Source organism: Streptomyces cupreus, assembly GCF_014257025.1.
Taxonomy (GTDB): domain Bacteria; phylum Actinomycetota; class Actinomycetes; order Streptomycetales; family Streptomycetaceae; genus Streptomyces; species Streptomyces cupreus.
This window is the reverse complement of record NZ_JACMSF010000015.1, coordinates 53,672-72,302: the sequence shown is the minus strand read 5'-3', so window position 1 is coordinate 72,302 and position 18,631 is coordinate 53,672. Positions and strand designations below refer to the sequence as shown.

The following is an 18,631-nucleotide window of genomic DNA, read 5'->3' as shown; positions in this document are numbered from 1 at the left end:
GAGGCTCACATGGCCGTTGCCCCCTGGCGCGCCGGGAACCGGATCACCGCCGCCCGCCTTGATGCGATGCAGGCCCGCTGGTCGTCGTGGACACCGACATGGTCAACAACGACCGGCTCGAACATTCCGACCTACGGGGACGCGACGATCGACTGCTCGTACTGCCAGACCGGCGACCTCGTTGTTGCCCGCTTCGAGGTGGTCTTCGGGTCGACCACCACGTTCGGCAGCACCGACAACTGGACGTTCAGCTTGCCCGTGACCGCCTCCGCCACGCTCACCGACGTGGGAGAGGCTGCGCTTCAGCAGTCGAACGCCAAACGCGTGTACGCCCGCTGCCGCCTGAACAGCACCAGCGTCTTCATGTTCGAGATTTCGACGGGCACGCCTGACGCTGTGGCTCTGACAGCTGGCCAGCAGGGCATCGCTGACGCCTCTGCTCCCTGGACGTGGGCTTCCACCAACTCGATCCGCGCAACCCTCTCCTACCAAGCCGCCTAAGGGGGCACATCATGGCTACACCGATGACTGCCGCGCAGTTCGCCGCCGCGCTGCGTGCCGAGGGCTGCACGGTTGTTGAGGTCGGCGACTGGGAGACCCACAACCGCAACCACATGGGCCCGTGGGGGCCCGTCCACGGGGTGATGATCCACCACACCGTCACGTCCGGGTCGGCCCGCACGGTGGAGATCTGCCGGACCGGCTACGCCTCGCTGCCCGGCCCGCTGTGCCACGGCGTCATCACGAAAGACGGCCGCGTGCACCTCGTCGGTTACGGCCGCGCCAACCACGCCGGAGCCGGGGACGGCGACGTGCTCACCGCGGTCATCAACGAGACCGCCCTGCCCGCCGACAACGAGGCCAGTACCGACGGGAACCGGCACTTCTACGGCTTCGAGTGCGAGAACCTCGGCGACGGCGTGGATCCGTGGACTGACGCGCAACTGTTGGCGATTGAGCGGGTGTCGGCGGCGATCTGCCGGTTCCACGGCTGGGGCGCGGGCAGTGTGATCGGGCACCTGGAGTGGCAGCCGGGGAAGGTCGATCCGCGGGGTTTCAGCATGCAGACGATGCGTGGCCGGGTGGCCGCGCGGTTGGACGGCAACCAGCAGGAGGAAGAGATGGCGCTGAGCGCTGACGACAAGGCGTGGTTCGAGGGTGCGATCAAGCGGCTGGTGCCGGTTGCGGTCCTGACCACGGACGGGATCATCGACAACCCGGTGAAGGGCAGCGAGAACACGCATATCTCGCTGGAGACGTCGGTGCGGAACATCGAGATCGTGGCCCGCAGGACTGAGGCGAAGGTGATCGGGCTCGGAGCGCCTTCCATTTCGGACGCGCAGGTCGCGGCGCTCGCGTCAGCGCTGGCCGCGCACCCGGCGCTCGCGGACCTGATTGCCGAGAAGGTCGCTACCAAGCTGGCCGCCCGGCTGGCCTCGTAACCTGCGCACCCGCGCAGAAGGAGAACTGACCATGGCCGACCGGCATCCCGGTACCACACACCTGCTGCGCTACTTCGAGTACGCGCACCTGCCCGAGCACCTCCAGGCCGTCAGCAAGCCCTGCGGCGACCTCGCTCAGCAGATGACCGATGCCCTGCCCGACGGGCCCGAGCTGACCGCCGGGCTCCGCAAGCTGCTGGAGGCGAAGGACTGCTTCGTCCGCGCAGCCCTCGACACCCCCAAGGAGAACAGATCATGACCGTCAACCTCGATGCCGCCTACTGGCTCGGCCTCATCATCTCCGTCGCCCTGCCCGTCCTCGTCGGCCTGGTGACGACGCGGGTCACGCACGCCGGGGTGAAGGCCGTGCTGCTGCTCGCGCTGTCCACGGGGAACGGGTTCCTTGTTGAGTTCGCGAACCCGGGCCCGGGTTACGACGCGGGCACGGCCGCGGTGCTCGCCCTGGTCAGCTTCGGTACGGGTGTGCTCTCCCACTTTGGGCTGTGGAAGCCGACCGGTATCGCGGGTGTCGCGCAGGACTCCCTGGTCACTGCGAGAGGGCGTTCGTGACGCCGCCGGAGTCCTCGGCTGTTGCGGTCGAGCTCGCGAACCTGCGGGGCTCCTTCGACCGCTTCGGCCGGGACATCGGGGACATCAAGACGTCGTGCGCTGTGCTGGTTGCCCGTTCGGATCGTACAGAGCAGGACGTGCGTGATCTTCGGGAGGAACTGGACCAGGTGAGGGCGGAGCTCGACGGTGTGAAGGGCCGTCAGTGGCCGTTGCAGTCGGTGGCGGCGTTGGCGTCGGTGACGGCGATCGGGCTGGGTGTGTGGCAGGCGGTGGGTCGGTGACCGATGTTCTGTGGGCTGGTCTGCTGAGCGTGACGGGCGGGGCTGTGGTGGTGGGGCTCGGGCTGGAGGCCTATGCGCTGTGGTCGAAGCGGCAGGGTGACACTCTGTCGGAGTTCATTCGGCCGTGGGCGAGGCAGCATCGCGGGCTGTTTGTGGCGGTGTGTGGGCTGCTGGTTGGTCTGGGGGTGTGGCTGCCGGGCCACATCCTCGGCTGACCCCGCAGGCGCTACAGTGGCGGTACGGCATGACACGAACGCCGGAGCCGGACGCGGCCAAGGTCTCTCGGGGCCCGTGTAGGAAGTCGCCGGGAACGGGGACGACCGAAGGCGGCGCGCGACGCCTGAGCCGCAAGGCCAAGGGTCACAGACTCCGCGCACTCAGCTCGTCGCCCGGCGATGGGATCGGGGAGATCTCCTCGTGTGGGGTTAACCGGCCTCCGTGAGTGCTAGCAGCGATCGGGCGGCGAGCCACAGTCAGCGCTTCGACGACTTCGGCCCGCACCGCCGCCGCCCACTCCTCATACAGCCGCTCCAGCCGCGCCCGCTGTTCCCGCGAGAGCTGCACTGCCGGATGCGGCCACAGCGCGCGGATGTCCTCGTTCACAACCGCAGCAGCGCGCGGTAGGCCCACGGCCTGAGAGTGGGGGGACATAGCTCAAGCCTACGGGCGCCCGCTGACACAGCGGAACCAGCAGCAGCGGATGGCCCGTCACGCCCCGAGCACGTCCATCAGGTGATCGTCGAGATCGGCCACCCAGTCCTCACGTCGCCACGGCCGCAGCTCCTGCCGAGCCTGCCGCAACCGCAGCGCCGGCACCCGGCCGCCCGTACTGGAGGCCGCCCCCACGCATTCATGCAGCAGGTCCGCTGCGGCACGCGGCTCACCCAACCGGATCCGGGCCAGCGCCTGATCCGTCGTGACGATCGCTCGCTGCACCTGCTCTCGCGGCGCGGACAGGGTGGCCGCCGATCGAGCGAAGCGATCGTGGGCCTGGTCGGCGTCGCCGACGTACAGCTCGCACACACCCTCGAACCCCCGCAGGTGCCCAGGCGAGAACGTGGTAGGCGCCGGATCGTCGGCGTGGTCTGACTCCATGTCGTACCAAGCGAGCCCGAGTGCGGCCTGCGCCTGCCGCTCCTGTCCGGCCCGAGCCGCCAGCTCGGCCTGCAATGCGTGTGCGCGCGCTCGAACAAGGGAGCTCTCCCCGGTGCGAGCGGTTCGGACAGCCTGGTCGACGAGCAGCCGCGCGTCCTCGACCCCTTGCGAGTAGAGGGTCGTGAGTGCGTGGCTCATGTGGACGCTGGCCTGCCGCCACGACTCCGGCAGCTGGCCAGCTTCTTGGGTGGCCTCCGCGTACAGGGCGCGCGACGCGGCATCGTCGCGCGTTTCGAAGGCCAGCCGCCCGGCCAGCGTGGACGCCGCGACAGCGACCTTCCGCAGCTGCAGGGCGAGCGGCTCCGGCACTGGCCCGGCGAGGAGCCTCCTGGACGCCTCGACCGCCGGCGCGAGGAGCAGCTGGAGCCGGACCATGGGCAGGCTGCCGACCTCCGCGTTGACGTCCACCACCACAGTCGCAAGGCCGGTGATCGTGTCCTGGCCCGCACGCGACGGATCCGCAAGGGCCTCAGCCAGGCTGGCGTGGACGCCGGGTGCAAGGAGTGCGAGCATCCCGCCGCCTGTGTCGGTGGCGGTCCGCAGGATGACGCTCCGAAGTTCCGCGGTGCGCCGCTCGCTCTCGCCGAGCAGGCCAAGGGTATTGAGGTACTCGGCGAAGTCGCTGCCGGAGCCGAGGGCGATGCCACCGGCGGGGGTACGGGCGTAGAGGTGGGCCAGGAGGAGCTGGTACCTCTCATCCGGCATGGTCGGCCGCGTGGCCTCCCACCGGGCCACGGACCGCTGGACGCTGGCCACGGCGGGGAGCGGCGGCTGGTGCAGCTCGTCGGCGAGTGCGATGAGCGCGCGAGCGGTATCGGCCAGGGATAAGCCGCGCCGCTTCCGCAGCGCCTTGAGTGCGGCCGCCCCCGCGGCCCTGTCCTCCATACGGCTTATGGTGCAGCAACCGACAGCTACACGGGCACGATCAGATGCGGCTTCCCCCTATCGCGTGTGTAGTTAAGGGTCTGCCATGTTCCCGAGCGAAGTTGCCCCGCGAGTGGGAAGCCGATCGTCATCGTGGTGCGGTCGACCATCCATCGATTCCGGGCGTGGTAGGCGGCCGAGTTCAAGTCGTCGGCCCCGAGCTCCACGATCTCCTTGATGTGGTCCCGGACCCGGGCGATGGCCTGCCGGGCTTCGGCGGGCTGTTGGTCCACGGTGCCCGGTACGACGATGGTGAGGTCCGCGTCGGTGTTCCCGGCCAGCCAGAGCAGGGCGAGTGAGTCGATGCCCTTCGCGCCGCCAATGTAGAAGTGTGCGCCGGGGGCGAACGGGCCCAGGTAGGCGGCGAAGGTGTCCGCGTACTGGCTGAGGCTCTTATGGCCCGTGCTCCGCGTACCCGTGATTGTCACGGTCCGAGTCAAGATCCACTCCGTGTCATAGGTTGTCATATCCCCTGCCCTGCCAGCCGTTGGGATCGTCTGCGTGTGGACACCAACGATCTGCAAAACCTGGCTGGCCACCTGGAGGAGCGCGGACTCCAGGTGGTCGTGAACGAGGCCGAGATGCGGATGCACGTCACAAACCCGCTCAACAGTCGCCTTACCGAAGAGATTGTCGCCGTCGCAGACCAGTACGTCACCGGATTCGACTACGAGATCGGAGTGCAGGGCGCAGAGCAGGAGTGCGCCGACCGCATCGCGCGGCTCCTCGCTGTTGGCCCAGCCGACGCCCAGAGGGCAACCCCAGCATGAGCGGCAGCAGAGTGCAGCGCCTGGCGCAGGCTGTCACCGGCAGGGCAGGCAGTGCATACCGCAACCTCATGAACCACTGCGCGAAATGCCCGGATTGCAAACCCCAGCTCGATCTCTTGGGGCGCACGGTTGGGACCCCCGCGGACTGCCCCACTGCCGCAATTCTGCGGCAGGCCTGGACCAGCGCGTGCAAGGAGGCCCAATGATTTGCGCACGCTGCGACAAGCCCATCCGCCCCAACGAGCCCTACGACCCGGTCGACAAGTTCTCTCCGTCCGCCGGCGGGATGGTTCTCCACGTGCACCGTCGGCTGTGCAAGCAGCCGCCCACCCAGACCGCACCCGAAGACCAGACCCACCGCCGCATATACCGCTGAACCCCCTGGCGCCGGCCCGATGACCCCCGGCGCCAGGGTGCGGCCGCACACGCCCCCGCGCTCGCGGCCGCGGGCCCGCCGCCGGTGTCCCCCCTGGCGCTGGCGGCGGGCCTACCTCACGAGGTCGGCGAGCGGAACCCCGAGAACGTACGCAAGCAACAGCAGATCGTCCAGGTCCGCGACGCTGTAACCGTTCTCCCAGCGGACAATCGTCTTGCGGTCCCGGCCGACATGCTCGGCGAGCTGCTCTTGGGTGAGGCCGGCGTTTCGGCGGGCGGCGCGGATACGGACCCCGATCTCCCGGCGGCGGGCGGGTACCCAGTCGGGCAGGGGGTCGAGTGGCACCCGACAAAGCTGGAACGATCTTGGTGGGAAGTCTGTACCCGTAGGGGTACTTCTTGAGATCTTGGGAACCCGGTAGATATATGCAGGTACCATCGGGCAGAACTCAACAGCGCGTGACAAAAGCACTCGGGGCACGACTGGAGCGCAAATTCATTCCCTGCGCACGCACTCCCACCCCGAACCGGGCCGCAGTCGAGTGGAAGCCACCCCCCTCACCGGCCCGGCCCGCGCCCAGTCCCCGCGCGGCCGCCGGACGGCCGGCCGCCCGCCGCAGGATCACGGCCCTGTCGTGAGCACCCCCCTGCGCGCGGGCGGTCGGTCTTAGCAGAGTCCTCTACTCGGCGGTCATTTCCCACACAAAATCTGCAAAATCTGCGAAGTATCTGACCGTGACGCATGCCGTATGTGATCGTTGGATCAGATGGCCAGGGCGGGGCCGCGTCCACCTCCCCGGGTGGAGGTCCCGTCCTGGTCCGAGCGCCGACACGCGAAGGCCCCCGCCGTTTCAGGCTGCGGGGGCCTTCGCCGTACCCCATGGGGAACGGATGGGGAATAGATCTTCCCCACTAGGGCTAGGTCGGGCTAACTAGAGATAACTAGGGCTAGAATTCCCCACGTCATCCGCGCAGGCGGCGCCACCACCAGCAAAAACCCAACCGAACCCACTGACACAGGATGTCAGTGAAGCGGCCCTAACGTCTCGGCATGTCTTTCACGGAGAAACTCCTGACCGTGCCTCCGCCGATCGAGGTGGCGGGCCGCAGGATCAAGCGCTACCACGTCACCGCCGACCCGGCCGGCATCGCACCCGACGTGGAGAAGGCGGCGTACGCGATCCTGCCGGAGCTGCTGCCGGAGCCGGACGGCACACCCCCGGTGACCTTCGTCGTCCTGCACCGGGGTGGCGACACCGGCGCGTACCTCAACGCGTACAGCTGGGTGTGGGACAACGTCCTGCACTTCCGGGGCGCGGCGGCGGGCCAGCCGGTCCTCGGCTGTCCGGACGGCGACCCGGCGCACTTCGTCGCGACGGACCGGCCCTGGATCGGCTGCGTCTGGGAACTGCCGCCGATCCAGCACGAGAGGGACGCGTGGATACGGCACATCCTCGCGCCCGAAACCCCCGACCTTGAGGCCTACTTGGCCGATTCCCTGCCCGAAGGAACCACGGGAGACCACGCATGAGCACCGCGCACGACTTCGACTTCTTCCACGGCGACTGGGAGGTCCGCCACCGCCGTCGCACCGACTTCCTGGACGCGGACAGCGGTTGGGAGGAGTTCCCGAGCACCTCGCGCTGCTGGAGCCTGTTCGACGGCGCCGCGAACATCGACGAGATCGACATGCCGCACCTCGGCTCGAAGGGCGTGACGCTGCGCCTGTTCGACCCGGAGACCAAGCAGTGGTCCCTGAACTGGTCCTCCAGCCGCAGCGGCAGGCTGTTCCCGCCCGTGACCGGCCGTTTCGAGGGCGAGCGTGGCGAGTTCCACGGCGACGACACCCACGACGGCAAGGACGTGCGCGTGCGGTTCGTGTGGTCGGGCATCTCCGCCACCACCGCCCGCTGGGAGCAGGCGTTCTCCCTCGACGGCGGGGAGACCTGGCTGACCAACTGGGTCATGGACTTCACCCGGGCTTCCGGAACGCCCGGAGGCTGAAGACCGGGTCCGGGCGGCGGCGGTCCGGATCCGGGAGGGACTCCAGCCGGGTGGCGAAGCGTTCGGTGAGGGGGTCGCCGGGCGGGAGCTGGGTGAACCAGCCGCGCCGCAGGTCGGCCGCCGTGCCGCGCGGGCTGCGGCCCTGGCCGAGTCCCGTGAAGCGGGCCCGGCCGACGAGGGTCAGGCCATGTGCGGCGGCGCGGGCCTCCACTCGGGCCGCCGCGTCGAAGGCGGGGCGGCGCGGGCGCGGTTCGAGCACGGCGTCGATGTCGCTGCCGACGTCATGGGCGGCGGCCTTGTCGACGGTGGTCACATACACCCCGCCGGGCCGCAGCACCCGGGCGCACTCGGCGACCGCCGCGCCCATGTCGTCGCCCCGGTCCAGCAGATGCAGCAGCCACACACTGGTCACCGCGTCGAACGTCCCGTCGGGGAACGGCAGCCGCCGGCTGTCCGCCAGCACCACCGCGCCGGGCAGCCGTGCGGCGGCCATCCGGGCCATCCCGTACGTCAGATCCGCGCCCGTCACCCGCAGCGCGGGCCGCGCCGACACCAGCCGCCGGGTCACGATGCCGGTGCCGCAGGCCATGTCGAGGAGGCTGCGCGCGCTGTCCGGGATCAGGCCGAGGACCGCTTCGGCCGCTGCGGCGGCCCGGGGTTCACCGCCGCGGGAGGAGTCGTAGACGTCGGCTTCCTTGTCGTAGTCGAGCACGCGCCCCTCACTCGGCCCCGTGCCCGGGTGCCAGCTCCTCGACCCGGCGCGCCAGCTCGAAGTCCTTCTCGGTGACCGCGCCGCCCACGCTGTGCGTGTTCACGGTCAGGAAGATCGTGTTGTAGCCGAGCGTGAGGTCGGAGTGGTGGTCGAGCTCCTCCTGGACCTGGGCGATGTGGACGACCATCGCGGTGGCCGCGAAGTGCGAGGAGAGCCGGTAGGAACGCGCGATGCGGTCCCCGTCCAGCGACCAGCCCGGCAGTTCCGCGAGGCGGTCCTCGATCTCCTTCTGCGACAGCGGTTCGACGGCCATACGCCGCTCCTTCCTGGGCTGCGGGTTCCCTTCAAGACTGCCACAGAGGCCCCGCCGAAGCCCTGGTCAGAAGGGGTTGCTTCGCCCGGGTGCCGGTTCTTCGTCTACGGTCGAGCCATGACCGTCACTTCCTCCGACCGGGGCGTCGGGCCGCTACTGCGGGCCTGGCGGGAGCAGCGCCGGGTCAGTCAGCTGGAACTGGCGCTGCGCGCCGACTCCTCGGCCCGCCACATCAGCTTCATCGAGACGGGCCGTTCCCGGCCGAGCGAGGAGATGGTGCTGCGGCTCGCCGAGCACCTGGACGTGCCGGTCCGGGAGCGCAACGCCCTGCTGCTGGCCGCCGGTTACGCGCCGCGCTACCCGGAGACCCCGCTGGACGACCCGGCGCTGGACGCCGTGCGCCAGGGCATGGAGCGGCTGATCCAGGGTTACGAGCCCTACCCGGCGATCGTGGTGGACGCGATGTACAACGTCCTCGCGGCCAACCGGGGCATCCTGATGCTGCTCGACGGCATCCCCGAGCACCTCCTCGCTCCCCCGCTGAACGCCATGCGTCTGACCCTCCACCCGGAGGGCCTGGCGCCGCGCATCCGCAACCTCCGTGAGTGGCGCGGCCATCTCCTCGCGCAGATGGAACGGCAGATCGCCCTGCACCGCTCCGCGGCGCTACGGAAGCTGTACGAGGAGGTGGCGGCCTACCCGGTGCCGGAGCAGGACCCGAGCGAGGAACCGGCGGACCCGGTCCCCTACTTCGCGCTCCCGCTCCAGATCGAGCACGGGGGCCGGGTCCTGTCCTTCATCTCCTCGATCTCCACCTTCAACACCCCGATGGACGTGACCGTCGCCGAGCTGGCCATCGAGACACTGCTCCCGGCCGACCCGGCGACGGTCAAGTACCTTCAGTCGCTGATGCCCTGACGCCCCTTCAGGGCGATGTGCTGCAGCGCGGCGAACCCGGCGACGGTGAGCGTCTGCGTCACGGTCCACACCGCGCCGGTCGTGGTCGGCGACAGCCACACCGCGAGGGCGACCAGACTCAGCGCGGCCCAGGCGAAGTTGGCCTCGATCACGGCCCGCACCGGAAAGGTGGCGGGCCGGGAGCGGGAGGCGAGCCATCCGACGGCGCCGGCGTACACGGCGAGGAAGACCCCGAGTTCGAGCAGCAGCGCCGAGTCGACCCCGAACAGCCGCCCGAGCGGCCCGGAAACGGCGAGGTAGGCAAGGGCGTTGGCCCCCGTCACCAGCGCGTCGAGAGCGAGGAACCGGCGGAGCACGGCCTGCGGGTCGGAGGTCCGGGCGAGCGCGGCAAGCTGGGTCGCGGACATGACGAATCACCCTCCGTCGGGTCGGGTCTGAACAGGAACCCGGGTCCCGGATCGGAGTGCGCCGATCCGGAGCCCGGTGAGGCAACGATCCCGCGCCCCTGGGACAGGGTCGATTACCTCCCGGGTAATGCCGGGCCCGGCAGTGGCGAGCGCCTCATCGCCGAACCGGTGAGAGCGAAAGCGGAACATGGCACACTGCACGGGTAGTTCGGCGGGTAGGGGAGGCGTGGCGTGAGTGAGCGGCGGCCCGCGCCGACCGTGGGTCAGGTGGTGCTCGGCAAGCGGTTGCAGGAGCTCCGGGAGGCGGCCGGGCTCAAGCGCGAGGAGGCCGCGAAGGTCCTGCGGGTGGCCTCGGCGACGGTACGGCGGATGGAGATGGCCGAGGTCTCCCTGAAGATCCCGTACGTGCAGGTGCTGCTGGAGACCTACGGGGTGCCCGAGGAGGAGGCGGCCGCGTTCGTCTCGCTGGCCGAGGAGGCGAATCAGCCGGGCTGGTGGCAGCGGTACCACGATGTGCTGCCGGACTGGTTCAGCCTGTATGTGAGCCTGGAGGGCGCGGCCCGGATCATCCGCTCCTACGAGCCGCACTTCGTGCCGGGCCTGCTCCAGACCGAGGACTACGCGCGCGCCGTTCTGGAGGCGGGCACCATAGGCCAGACCGGTCCCGCGGCGATCGAGCGGCATGTGGCCCTGCGCATGGAGCGCCAGCGGCTGCTGGAGAGCGAGGACCGCCCCCACCTCTGGGTGATCATGGACGAGACGGTGCTGCGGCGCCCGGTGAGCGACCACCCCTCGGTGATGCGCGAGCAGATCGACAAGCTCCTGGAATTCGCCGAGCGCGACCGCGTCACCCTCCAGATCGCCGAGTTCGCCCGCGGCCCGCACCCCGGCACCTACGCCCCCTTCACCCTGTTCCGCTTCGCCGAGCCCGAGCTGCCCGACATGGCCTTCACCGAGTACCTGACCGGCGCCCTGTACCTGGACTCCCGCACGGAGGTCGCGGCCCATCTGGAGGTCCTGGACCACATGTCCACCAGCGCCGCCACCGCGGACCGCACGACGAAGCTCCTCAGGGAGCGCCGCGCGGACTTCTGACCCGTACGGGTGCCGTCAGCGGGTGCGCTCCCCGGCTCCGCCCTAGGTTCGAGACCACGGGCAAGCAAGGGAGCGCATGTGACCGACACCCGGATACCGCCCACGGAGCCCGGCGCGGCGCTGCTGAAGGCCGGTCGCTTCTTCCGGCCCGGCACTCCCGCGCCGGATCTGCACAGTGTCCGGATCACGGGCGGTCGCGAGGCGGACGCCTTCTCCACGCACGGGGTGAACTGCACCGGCTCCTGCCGCTGGAAGGTGTACGTCTTCGGCGCCATCGACACCCTGCGCATCCCGCTGGAGTACCTCGCGGAGCTCTTCACCGCCGGAGACGTCGGCCCGGTGCGGGCCTCACTGGAGAAGCTCGCCGCGATGCGCTCCCACATGCTGGCGCTGAACCTCGGCGAGACCCCGGACCCGTCGGTCCCGGCCGCCGTCGGCGACGCGCGGCGCCTGGAGGAGTCCGCGCTGCCGCAGGGCTGCAGGCTGGACTACGAGGGCGGGCCCGGCATGGGCGGCGACGGGCCGTTCGGCCAGGACTCGGGCCGCAAGCTGCTGCGACTGGTGTCGGTGGAGAACTTCCACGTGCTGCGCAGACGCCAGACCTCGGACGACGCGGAGGAGACCTGATGCCCTCGGACGCGGTGCTCTACCAGGCGGCGGCGCTCTGCCTGACCTACCCCGACGACGACTTCCGCGCCCGGCTTCCGCTGCTGCGCGAAGCCGCCCCCCAGCTACGGGAGTTCACTGACCACGCGGCGGTCACCGACGCCCAGGAACTGGCCGCGCACTATGTGCAGGTCTTCGATATCAAGAACCGGCACAGTCTGTACCTGAGCTGGTGGCGGGACGGGGACACCCGGCGGCGCGGGATGTCGCTGGTCCGCTTCAAGGACGTCTACCGGGAGCACGGCCTGGAGTTCAGCGGCGAGGAGCTGCCCGACTTCCTGCCCGCGGTACTGGAGTTCGCCGCCCGCACCGGCAACACCGACCTGCTCCTCGAACACCGCGACGGCCTGGAGCAACTCCGCTCCCGGCTCACCGACTTCGGCACACCGTACGCCACCGTCCTCGACGCCGTGTGCGCCACGCTGCCGACCGCACCCACCGGGACGCGCCGATGACCACCCTCCTCTGGGGCGTCCTGCCGTACGTCGTCCTCGCCCTGCTCGTCACCGGACTGATCTGGCGCCCGGAGCGGCGGGGCTGGGAGACGACCCGCCGCTGACGCCTAGGCGGCCCCGCCCTTCTGGTCCTTCTCGTCGTCGACGATCTCCGCGTCCACCACGCCTTCCTCCCCCTCCTCCTCAGGCGTGGTGTGCCGGCCGGTCGGCTCCGACTGTGCCTGCGCGTACATCGCCTGGCCCATCTTCTGACTGACGGTGGCGAGTTTCTCGACGCCGGTGCGCAACTCCGCCGTCTCCGCGTTGCGTTCCAGGAGTTGTTTCAGCTCGGTGATCGCGGACTCCACCTCGGACCTGGTGTCGGCGGGGACCTTGTCCTCGTTGTCGCGGACGAACTTCTCGGTCTGGTAGACGAGTTGCTCGGCCTGGTTGCGGGTCTCGGCGGCCTCGCGGCGCCCCCGGTCCTCCTCCGCGTACTGCTCGGCTTCCCGCATCATGCGGTCGATGTCGTCCTTGGGCAGGGCCGAGCCGCCGGTGACGGTCATCTTCTGTTCGCGGCCGGTGGCCAGGTCCTTGGCGGAGACATGCATGATGCCGTTGGCGTCGATGTCGAAGGCGACCTCGATCTGCGGGACCCCTCGGGGCGCGGGCGGCAGACCCGTCAGGTCGAAGACGCCGAGCTTCTTGTTGTAGGCCGCGATCTCGCGTTCGCCCTGGTAGACCTGGATGCCGACCGAGGGCTGGTTGTCGGTGGCGGTGGTGAAGATCTCCGAACGCCGGGTCGGGATCGTGGTGTTGCGCTCGATCAGCTTGGTCATGATGCCGCCCTTGGTCTCGATACCGAGGGACAGCGGGGTCACGTCGAGCAGCAGCACGTCCTTGACGTCGCCACGGAGCACGCCCGCCTGGAGCGCGGCGCCGACGGCCACGACCTCGTCGGGGTTGACGCCCTTGTGCGGATCCTTGCCGGTCAGCTCCTTCACCAGGTCCGTCACCGCAGGCATCCGGGTCGAGCCGCCGACGAGGATCACATGGTCGACCGCGGCGAGCTTGATCCCGGCGTCCTTGACCGCCTGGTGGAAGGGTGTCCTGCAGCGGTCGAGGAGATCCGCGGTGAGCTCCTGGAACTGGGCGCGGGTCATCTTCTCGTCGAGGTGCAGCGGGCCCTCGGCGGAGGCGGTGATGTACGGAAGGTTGATCGTCGTCTCCGAGGAGCTGGACAGCTCGATCTTGGCCCTCTCGGCGCCCTCGCGCAGCCGTTGCAGCGCCATCTTGTCGTTGCCGAGGTCGATGCCGTACTGCCCCTTGAACTTCTTCACCAGATGCTCGACGACCCGCTGGTCCCAGTCGTCGCCGCCGAGGTGGGTGTCGCCGTTGGTGGCCTTGACCTCGATGACGCCGTCGCCGATCTCCAGCAGCGAGACGTCGAAGGTGCCGCCGCCGAGGTCGAAGACGAGGACGGTCTGCTCCTCGCCCCGGTCCAGGCCGTAGGCGAGGGCGGCCGCGGTTGGCTCGTTGATGATCCGCAGCACCTTCAGGCCCGCGATCTCCCCGGCCTCCTTGGTCGCCTGCCGCTGGGCGTCGTCGAAGTACGCCGGGACGGTGACCACGGCGTCGGTGACGTCCTCGCCGAGATAGGACTCTGCGTCCCGCTTCAGCTTCTGCAGCACCCGGGCCGAGAGCTCCTGGGCGCGGTAGCGGGTGCCGTCGACCGAGCCCTCCTGCGGAAAGCGCCAGTCGCCGGAGCCCATGTGGCGCTTGACCGAGCGGGCGGTCCGCTCGACGTTCGTCACCGCCTGCCGTTTGGCCACCTCACCGACGAGCACCTCGCCGTTCTTGGCGAAGGCCACGACCGACGGTGTGGTCCTGGCCCCCTCCGCATTGGCGACGACGGTGGGTTCGCCGCCCTCCAGCACGGCCACCACGGAGTTCGTGGTCCCGAGATCGATACCGACCGCACGTCCCATCGCTGTCCCCTTCCGCCAGGGCACTTCCCGAACTCCAGCACAAAACTTGAGTGAGCTGTTGTCAATGGTCCGGGTACCCCGGCGGGCCGGTGCGGAAAGCTCAGCCGATCACACGCTCCGGCTCCCTGGGCTCACCGCGCAGTGCCACGGCACGCCGGGGCCGGTCGGTGATCAGCACGTCGACGCGGGGATGGTCGAGGAAGGTCCGCATCAGGGTGTCGTCGTTGACCGTCCACACCATGGTGAACAGGCCGTGCCGGGTCGCCTCCCGCAGCACGCTGGCCCGGGCCAGCTGCTGGTGCACGGCGACCCCGCCGGCCCCGCAGGCGCGCACCCGGCGCATGGGCAGCAGCTCGCTGAGCCGGGTCCCGGGCAGCCGGGCCCAGCCGATCTCGTCACGGTTGCGGCCGAGCGAGAGCGCCGTGCGCACCCGGGGGAAGTCCCGGGAGATCGCCGCGATGGAACGGTCCTCCAGGGTGGTGGCGACGAAGCCGTCCTCCCCGAGCAGGGCGACGGCGCGGTCGATCACCTCACGCTCGTAGCCGACCTCCTTGAGGTCCAGATGGCCCACGAGCTTCCCGGCGATCAGCTCCATGACCTCGTCGACGACCGGCACCGCGTATCCGGTCCGCTCGCTCAGCTCGGCGTGGGTGATCGTCGACAGCGGCGGTCCGGTGTGGTCGGCCCGGGCGTCGTGGTAGACGACGAGCATGCCGTCCGCGGTCCGCCGGATGTCGAACTCGACGTACTCGGCGCCGCTGAGCAGCGCGTCCTCGTACGCCTCCCAGGTGGCGGCGCCGGCGCGTTCGGAGCCGCCGCGGTGGGCGGAGACGGCGGGTCGTCGCGGCATGATCGGTCAACTCCCGGTCGAGGTACGAGGTGCGGGCACCGGAGCGGTCGGCGCGTCGGACGCGGACAGCAGGCTGCCGGACCGTCTGCTGACCCTCCGGAGCAGGAAGTATCCGATCACGACCAGAACGACGAAGGGCAGCCAGGCCAGAGCGTACGCGGTGCCGTACCGGCCGAGGTCGAGGATGGAGCGACCCTCGTCCACGTTGGTGGCGTTCACGCCGAAGAAGGCCAGCAGCAGCGTCGGCGGCAGGGCGATCAGGGTGGCGGCGGCGACCAGCGCGGAGATGACGCGGTTCTGACGCTCGTCGCGGTCCGCGAGGGCGGCGTCCAGGGCGGCCGAGCGGGCGTTGATGACGGAGGTCAGGCGCTCGACCATACGGGCCGAGTTGTCGAGGCTGTCGCGGATGCCGAGGATGTCGCGCAGCGACGACTGGAAACCCTCCGTGAGCATCTCCGGGATCAGGAGGCTGTCGACGTACGCCTCGACCCCGAAGGCGAGGTCGAGCTGGAGCTCGTTGACGCCGTCCGAGAGGCGGGAGATCAGAGTGCGGACCTCGGAGGGCGAGTCGGTCAGGGCCTGTTCGTTCTGCTTCATCATCGCGAAGGCCGCGAGCCGGGTGCGCTGGAGGACGGCCAGCGCGGAGATCATGCCGAGGGCGACCACGGCCAGACCGTTCTCCACGTGTGTGGCCCAGCCCGCCTGGACGGAGACACCGCGGCCGTGGGCGGAGAGGGTGACGCCGTGGTTCTTGAGGTTGGGCGGCACGCTGACCGTGAGCCGCTCGGCGGCCTCGGCCGGCATCTTGCCCCGGTAGATGATCCGGTTCAGCAGCGCGGACTGGCGGCTCTCGTCGGCGTGGGCGAGCAGTTCCTCGCGCAACCGGCCGCCGGGGTAGACGAGTTGGTGCACGTTCAGGCCGAAGGTGAGGGGTTCCGTCAGGCCCAGGCGTTCCCTCAGCGCCTCCAGCAGCGGCCGGTCACCGAGTTCCAGCTGGTGGCGCTCGAAGCAGGTGGTGGCGAGCCAGGAGGCGACGGCGAGGGCGTCGGTGTCTCCGGCGAACTCGCAGTCCAGGAGCAGGGTGGCGTCCCCGCGCGGGGTGGCGACGACGAGGAGGTCGACGGAGGAGAGGACGAGGCCGTGGTCGCCGTCGGGCAGCCTCAGATCGCCCGGGGCTATTCGCTCGGTCAGCACCGGTACCGGCAGCACCGCCTCGCCGGACTCCAGATGCGGCCTGAACCGGCCGAACGGGAACCGGTCGACGAGGCCCTCCGGGGCGGGGTCGGGCGGGCGGACCCGGCAGCCCAGGCTGAACAGCAGGAGAATACGGGTGAGTTCCCGAGTGGCGGAGTCAAGCACCGTCGCGCTCCCTGCCGTTCCCGTCCCCATCGCGGTCCTTCCGACTCATCGGCGTCCATGTCATACCCCGAACCGACGTCGCGCAGGCCGCCCGGGTGGGCGGCCTGCGCGAACCATGATCCTCTACGCTCAGGCGAGCTTCGCGGACAGGGTGATCGGGACGGCCTTGAGGGCCTGGCTGACCGGGCAGTTGGCCTTGGCGTCCTCGGCCGCGGCGAGGAACGCCTCCTCGCTGATGCCGGGCACCGTGCCCTCGACGGTGAGGTGGATGCCGGTGATGCCCTCACCCGGCTGGAAGGTCACATCAGCGGAGGTGACCAGCTTGGTGGGCGGGGTGCCGGCCTTGTCCAGGCCGTTGGAGAAGGCCATGCAGTAGCAGCTGGAGTGCGCGGCCGCGATCAGCTCCTCCGGGCTGGTCTTGCCGCCTGCCGCCTCGGCGCGCGAGGGCCACGACACCGGCTGCGCGGCGATGGCTCCGGAGGAGTCGAAGGTGACGACGCCGTTGCCCTGGAACAGGTTGCCTTCCCACACGGTGTGTGCGGAGCGCGTGGTTGCCACGATGAATCCCTTCAGTGAGGTCCCGTGTTCGGGGTCCGTGTGCACCATCCGATCACATTCCGGCTCAGCTCACCCGGAAGACCGGCCCGCGTGCGGAGAACGGCAGCCGGGCTCCCTGCGGGATCAGGTAGGCGTGTTCGCGCCGCACCCTGAGGACGTCGCACCAGCCGTCGGTGATGACCAGGATCGGCGCGCCGGGCGGGAAGTCGTCCGCGCGGTGCAGCAGATCGATGCCCGGCTGGAGCACCGTGCCGCCCCGGCCGTGCACCCGCACCCGCCCGGCGATCTCCGTGACCGGCACATAGCCCGCGTCGTGCGGGGCCGCGTCGCAGAACACCACCCGCGCGGCGGGCACGTCCCGGGCCTCGGCGTAGGAGGCGATGGCGCCCAGCGCCTTGCCCAGCAGGACCCGGTTCATGGAGCCGGAGGTGTCCAGCACCACGCCGAAGGTGCAGCGGGCGATCTCCTCCGGCGGGAAGTAGCGTCCCGCGCGCGGGATGTCGGGCGTGGAGGCCTGGCGGCGCGCCGGGCGGGCGTACGTCCGTACCGGCTCCGGACGGGGCACGAACTCGTCGAACCAGCGGGCCAGTTGCGCGTCCCAGGGCAGCGGCGGATGGCTGAGTGCGCGGATCTCCTCGACCAGGCCGCCGGGCAGGAAGCCGCGTTCCTGCCGCTGATGCAGATCCAGGCCCTGGTAGAGGCCGCGCCGGTAGAACTCGTCGAGGTCGACGTAGTCGCCGGGCGGGCACAGCGGGGCGCCGAGGATGTCGCCGACGCCCTTGCCGCGCGGGGTGGAAAGGCGCCGCATCCGGCGCAGGTCGCCGGCGAGGCGGTCGTAGACCTCCTCGGCGGACAGCCCGGCGAGCTGGGCGTCGTACAGCAGGCCCTCGGGCATGGTGCCGACGTCCATCTCCTTCAGCCAGCCGTTGATGACGTAGTCGCAGGCGATGTTGAAGAGGTAGGGGTCACGGGTGCCGCAGCGGTCGCTGTGGCGCAGGGCGGCGTGCAGCATCTCGTGGGCGAGGACGAACCGCCACTCCTCGTCCTCGAAGACGCTGAGCGGGTTGATGTAGATCTCGCCCGCCTCGGCGTTGACCGCGGCGACGGAGATGCCGTGTGCGCGGGCGAGTTCGGCGTCGGCGACCAGCTTGATGCCGGCCGCGATCCCGGCGAGCAGCGGGTAGGAGGCGATGAACCAGCTCAGGGCGCGTTGCCAGGGGCGCTGCCGGGCCGGTTCGTCGGCCAGGCTGTCGCGGCGGCCGCCCGCCATGTCCATCGCCGCGGACACGGTCCGGGTCAGCGCGGTGGCGAAGGCGAGCTGGTGGTCGGGCGGCTGCCCGTACCAGCCGTGCCACTCCACGAGGCGCAGGTCCGGCTCGTCGCCCGCGGTGCCGCAGCGCTCGTACACGGCCGGGATGCCGTCGCGACGCCAGCGCGCGGCGAGCTGTTCCTCGTCGCCGTCGGGATAGGAGGCCGGAAGGCCCTCCGGGGTCCTGCCGATGGTGAAGCCGAGCAGGAAGCGGTTGACGACGACGCAACGGGCGGCGAGGTCGCAGGCGTCGGGCTGCACGCGCTCGCCCTTGGCCGCCGGCACATGACCGAAGCCGAGGTGGAGGATCGCGTGGGCGAGGGCCCATGCCCAGGCGGCCGGGTCGGCCAGGCGATCAGGGTGGATGTGCAGGGTGGCGGAGGAGCAGACGCGTACGAGCCCTTCGCGCGGGGCCAGCACGCAGTTCTCCTGGCGGCACACGTCGAACTCCACGGCCGCCAGCGCCGGGTTGGCCTTCACCAGGCGCATCCCCTCGCCGAA

Annotated in this window: 25 protein-coding genes and 1 pseudogene; 15 read left to right on the top strand and 11 right to left on the bottom strand. The window is 70.2% G+C overall.

The window, feature by feature from the left end; all coding sequences use genetic code 11:
* Positions 1-9 precede the first annotated feature (9 nt).
* The 6 genes and pseudogenes from H4N64_RS16265 (at position 10) to H4N64_RS16240 (ending at position 2,508) form a co-directional block, all read left to right on the top strand.
* Entirely contained in the window at positions 10-501 is a 492-nt protein-coding gene (locus H4N64_RS16265; RefSeq protein WP_186283023.1) for a hypothetical protein, read from the top strand.
* 11 nt (positions 502-512) lie between these two features.
* Positions 513-1,097 (top strand): annotated as a pseudogene (locus H4N64_RS16260) (N-acetylmuramoyl-L-alanine amidase); the annotation flags it as partial.
* A 376-nt stretch (positions 1,098-1,473) separates the two neighbouring features.
* Positions 1,474-1,701, top strand: a complete 228-nt coding sequence (locus H4N64_RS16255) for a hypothetical protein (RefSeq protein WP_186283022.1) — start codon at positions 1,474-1,476, stop codon at positions 1,699-1,701.
* Positions 1,698-2,012, top strand: a complete 315-nt coding sequence (locus H4N64_RS16250) for a hypothetical protein (RefSeq protein ID WP_186283021.1) — start codon at positions 1,698-1,700, stop codon at positions 2,010-2,012. Before H4N64_RS16255 ends, H4N64_RS16250 begins: the two co-directional genes overlap by 4 nt.
* On the top strand, positions 2,009-2,293 hold the full coding sequence (locus tag H4N64_RS16245) for a hypothetical protein (RefSeq protein ID WP_186283020.1): 285 nt from the start codon (positions 2,009-2,011) through the stop codon (positions 2,291-2,293). The genes H4N64_RS16250 and H4N64_RS16245 overlap by 4 nt, the downstream gene beginning before the upstream one ends.
* The gene (locus H4N64_RS16240; protein ID WP_186283019.1) at positions 2,290-2,508 is read left to right on the top strand and encodes a hypothetical protein; all 219 of its coding nucleotides are present in this window, start codon (positions 2,290-2,292) and stop codon (positions 2,506-2,508) included. Before H4N64_RS16245 ends, H4N64_RS16240 begins: the two co-directional genes overlap by 4 nt.
* 493 nt (positions 2,509-3,001) lie before the next feature.
* On the opposite strand, the gene H4N64_RS16235 is transcribed toward H4N64_RS16240, so the two are convergent.
* Positions 3,002-4,333, bottom strand: coding sequence for a hypothetical protein (locus H4N64_RS16235; protein WP_186283018.1), 1,332 nt, complete (start codon positions 4,331-4,333; stop codon positions 3,002-3,004).
* 26 nt (positions 4,334-4,359) lie between these two features.
* The gene (locus tag H4N64_RS16230) at positions 4,360-4,839 is read right to left on the bottom strand and encodes a hypothetical protein (RefSeq protein ID WP_186283017.1); all 480 of its coding nucleotides are present in this window, start codon (positions 4,837-4,839) and stop codon (positions 4,360-4,362) included.
* 36 nt (positions 4,840-4,875) lie between these two features.
* Between H4N64_RS16230 and H4N64_RS16225 the strand changes: the two genes are divergently transcribed.
* Positions 4,876-5,142, top strand: a complete 267-nt coding sequence (locus H4N64_RS16225; protein ID WP_186283016.1) for a hypothetical protein — start codon at positions 4,876-4,878, stop codon at positions 5,140-5,142.
* 202 nt (positions 5,143-5,344) lie between these two features.
* Positions 5,345-5,518, top strand: a complete 174-nt coding sequence (locus tag H4N64_RS16220; RefSeq protein ID WP_186283015.1) for a hypothetical protein — start codon at positions 5,345-5,347, stop codon at positions 5,516-5,518.
* A 111-nt stretch (positions 5,519-5,629) separates the two neighbouring features.
* Here H4N64_RS16220 and H4N64_RS16215 read toward each other — a convergent pair whose 3' ends face one another.
* Positions 5,630-5,863, bottom strand: coding sequence for a helix-turn-helix domain-containing protein (locus tag H4N64_RS16215; protein ID WP_186283014.1), 234 nt, complete (start codon positions 5,861-5,863; stop codon positions 5,630-5,632).
* Between the two features lie 705 nt (positions 5,864-6,568).
* Here H4N64_RS16215 and H4N64_RS16210 point away from each other — a divergent pair.
* Both H4N64_RS16210 and H4N64_RS16205 read left to right on the top strand, forming a co-directional pair.
* Complete coding sequence (locus tag H4N64_RS16210) at positions 6,569-7,048, top strand: hypothetical protein (RefSeq protein WP_186283013.1); 480 nt, start codon at positions 6,569-6,571, stop codon at positions 7,046-7,048.
* Positions 7,045-7,521 (top strand): hypothetical protein, encoded by a 477-nt coding sequence (locus H4N64_RS16205; protein WP_186283012.1) that lies wholly within the window; start codon positions 7,045-7,047, stop codon positions 7,519-7,521. Before H4N64_RS16210 ends, H4N64_RS16205 begins: the two co-directional genes overlap by 4 nt.
* Here the strand turns inward: H4N64_RS16205 and H4N64_RS16200 are convergent.
* Together H4N64_RS16200 and H4N64_RS16195 are read right to left on the bottom strand one after the other, a co-directional pair.
* The gene (locus tag H4N64_RS16200; RefSeq protein WP_186283011.1) at positions 7,490-8,233 is read right to left on the bottom strand and encodes a methyltransferase domain-containing protein; all 744 of its coding nucleotides are present in this window, start codon (positions 8,231-8,233) and stop codon (positions 7,490-7,492) included. The genes H4N64_RS16205 and H4N64_RS16200 overlap by 32 nt on opposite strands.
* Positions 8,234-8,240: 7 nt before the next feature.
* A complete protein-coding gene (locus H4N64_RS16195; protein WP_186283010.1) occupies positions 8,241-8,546 on the bottom strand; it encodes a 4a-hydroxytetrahydrobiopterin dehydratase in 306 nt (101 codons plus the stop codon).
* Positions 8,547-8,663: 117 nt separating this feature from the next.
* Here H4N64_RS16195 and H4N64_RS16190 point away from each other — a divergent pair, with 117 nt between their 5' ends.
* Positions 8,664-9,464, top strand: coding sequence for a helix-turn-helix domain-containing protein (locus tag H4N64_RS16190; RefSeq protein ID WP_186283009.1), 801 nt, complete (start codon positions 8,664-8,666; stop codon positions 9,462-9,464).
* On the opposite strand, the gene H4N64_RS16185 is transcribed toward H4N64_RS16190, so the two are convergent.
* Entirely contained in the window at positions 9,446-9,871 is a 426-nt protein-coding gene (locus tag H4N64_RS16185; protein ID WP_186283008.1) for a hypothetical protein, read from the bottom strand. The genes H4N64_RS16190 and H4N64_RS16185 overlap by 19 nt on opposite strands.
* Positions 9,872-10,102: 231 nt before the next feature.
* Between H4N64_RS16185 and H4N64_RS16180 the strand changes: the two genes are divergently transcribed.
* The 4 genes from H4N64_RS16180 (at position 10,103) to H4N64_RS16160 (ending at position 12,191) form a co-directional block, all read left to right on the top strand.
* Positions 10,103-10,966, top strand: coding sequence for a Scr1 family TA system antitoxin-like transcriptional regulator (locus tag H4N64_RS16180; protein WP_186283007.1), 864 nt, complete (start codon positions 10,103-10,105; stop codon positions 10,964-10,966).
* 78 nt (positions 10,967-11,044) lie between these two features.
* Entirely contained in the window at positions 11,045-11,593 is a 549-nt protein-coding gene (locus H4N64_RS16170; protein WP_336246714.1) for a hypothetical protein, read from the top strand.
* Positions 11,593-12,087 carry a nitrate reductase molybdenum cofactor assembly chaperone gene (gene narJ / locus H4N64_RS16165; protein WP_186283006.1) on the top strand — a complete coding sequence of 165 codons (495 nt, stop codon included), beginning with the start codon at positions 11,593-11,595 and terminating at the stop codon, positions 12,085-12,087. The genes H4N64_RS16170 and narJ overlap by 1 nt, the downstream gene beginning before the upstream one ends.
* Entirely contained in the window at positions 12,084-12,191 is a 108-nt protein-coding gene (locus H4N64_RS16160; RefSeq protein ID WP_260859750.1) for a respiratory nitrate reductase subunit gamma, read from the top strand. The genes narJ and H4N64_RS16160 overlap by 4 nt, the downstream gene beginning before the upstream one ends.
* A 3-nt stretch (positions 12,192-12,194) precedes the next feature.
* Here the strand turns inward: H4N64_RS16160 and dnaK are convergent, their stop codons facing one another.
* The 5 genes from dnaK to H4N64_RS16135 form a co-directional block, all read right to left on the bottom strand.
* Entirely contained in the window at positions 12,195-14,054 is a 1,860-nt protein-coding gene (gene dnaK, locus H4N64_RS16155) for a molecular chaperone DnaK (RefSeq protein WP_186283005.1), read from the bottom strand.
* Between the two features lie 100 nt (positions 14,055-14,154).
* The gene (locus H4N64_RS16150; RefSeq protein WP_186283004.1) at positions 14,155-14,904 is read right to left on the bottom strand and encodes a glycerophosphodiester phosphodiesterase family protein; all 750 of its coding nucleotides are present in this window, start codon (positions 14,902-14,904) and stop codon (positions 14,155-14,157) included.
* 6 nt (positions 14,905-14,910) lie between these two features.
* On the bottom strand, positions 14,911-16,263 hold the full coding sequence (locus H4N64_RS16145) for a CorA family divalent cation transporter (protein WP_336246713.1): 1,353 nt from the start codon (positions 16,261-16,263) through the stop codon (positions 14,911-14,913).
* Between the two features lie 129 nt (positions 16,264-16,392).
* Positions 16,393-16,821 (bottom strand): OsmC family peroxiredoxin, encoded by a 429-nt coding sequence (locus H4N64_RS16140; protein ID WP_186283002.1) that lies wholly within the window; start codon positions 16,819-16,821, stop codon positions 16,393-16,395.
* A gap of 64 nt (positions 16,822-16,885) precedes the next feature.
* A complete protein-coding gene (locus H4N64_RS16135) occupies positions 16,886-18,619 on the bottom strand; it encodes a vWA domain-containing protein (RefSeq protein WP_222109036.1) in 1,734 nt (577 codons plus the stop codon).
* Positions 18,620-18,631: the final 12 nt, after the last annotated feature.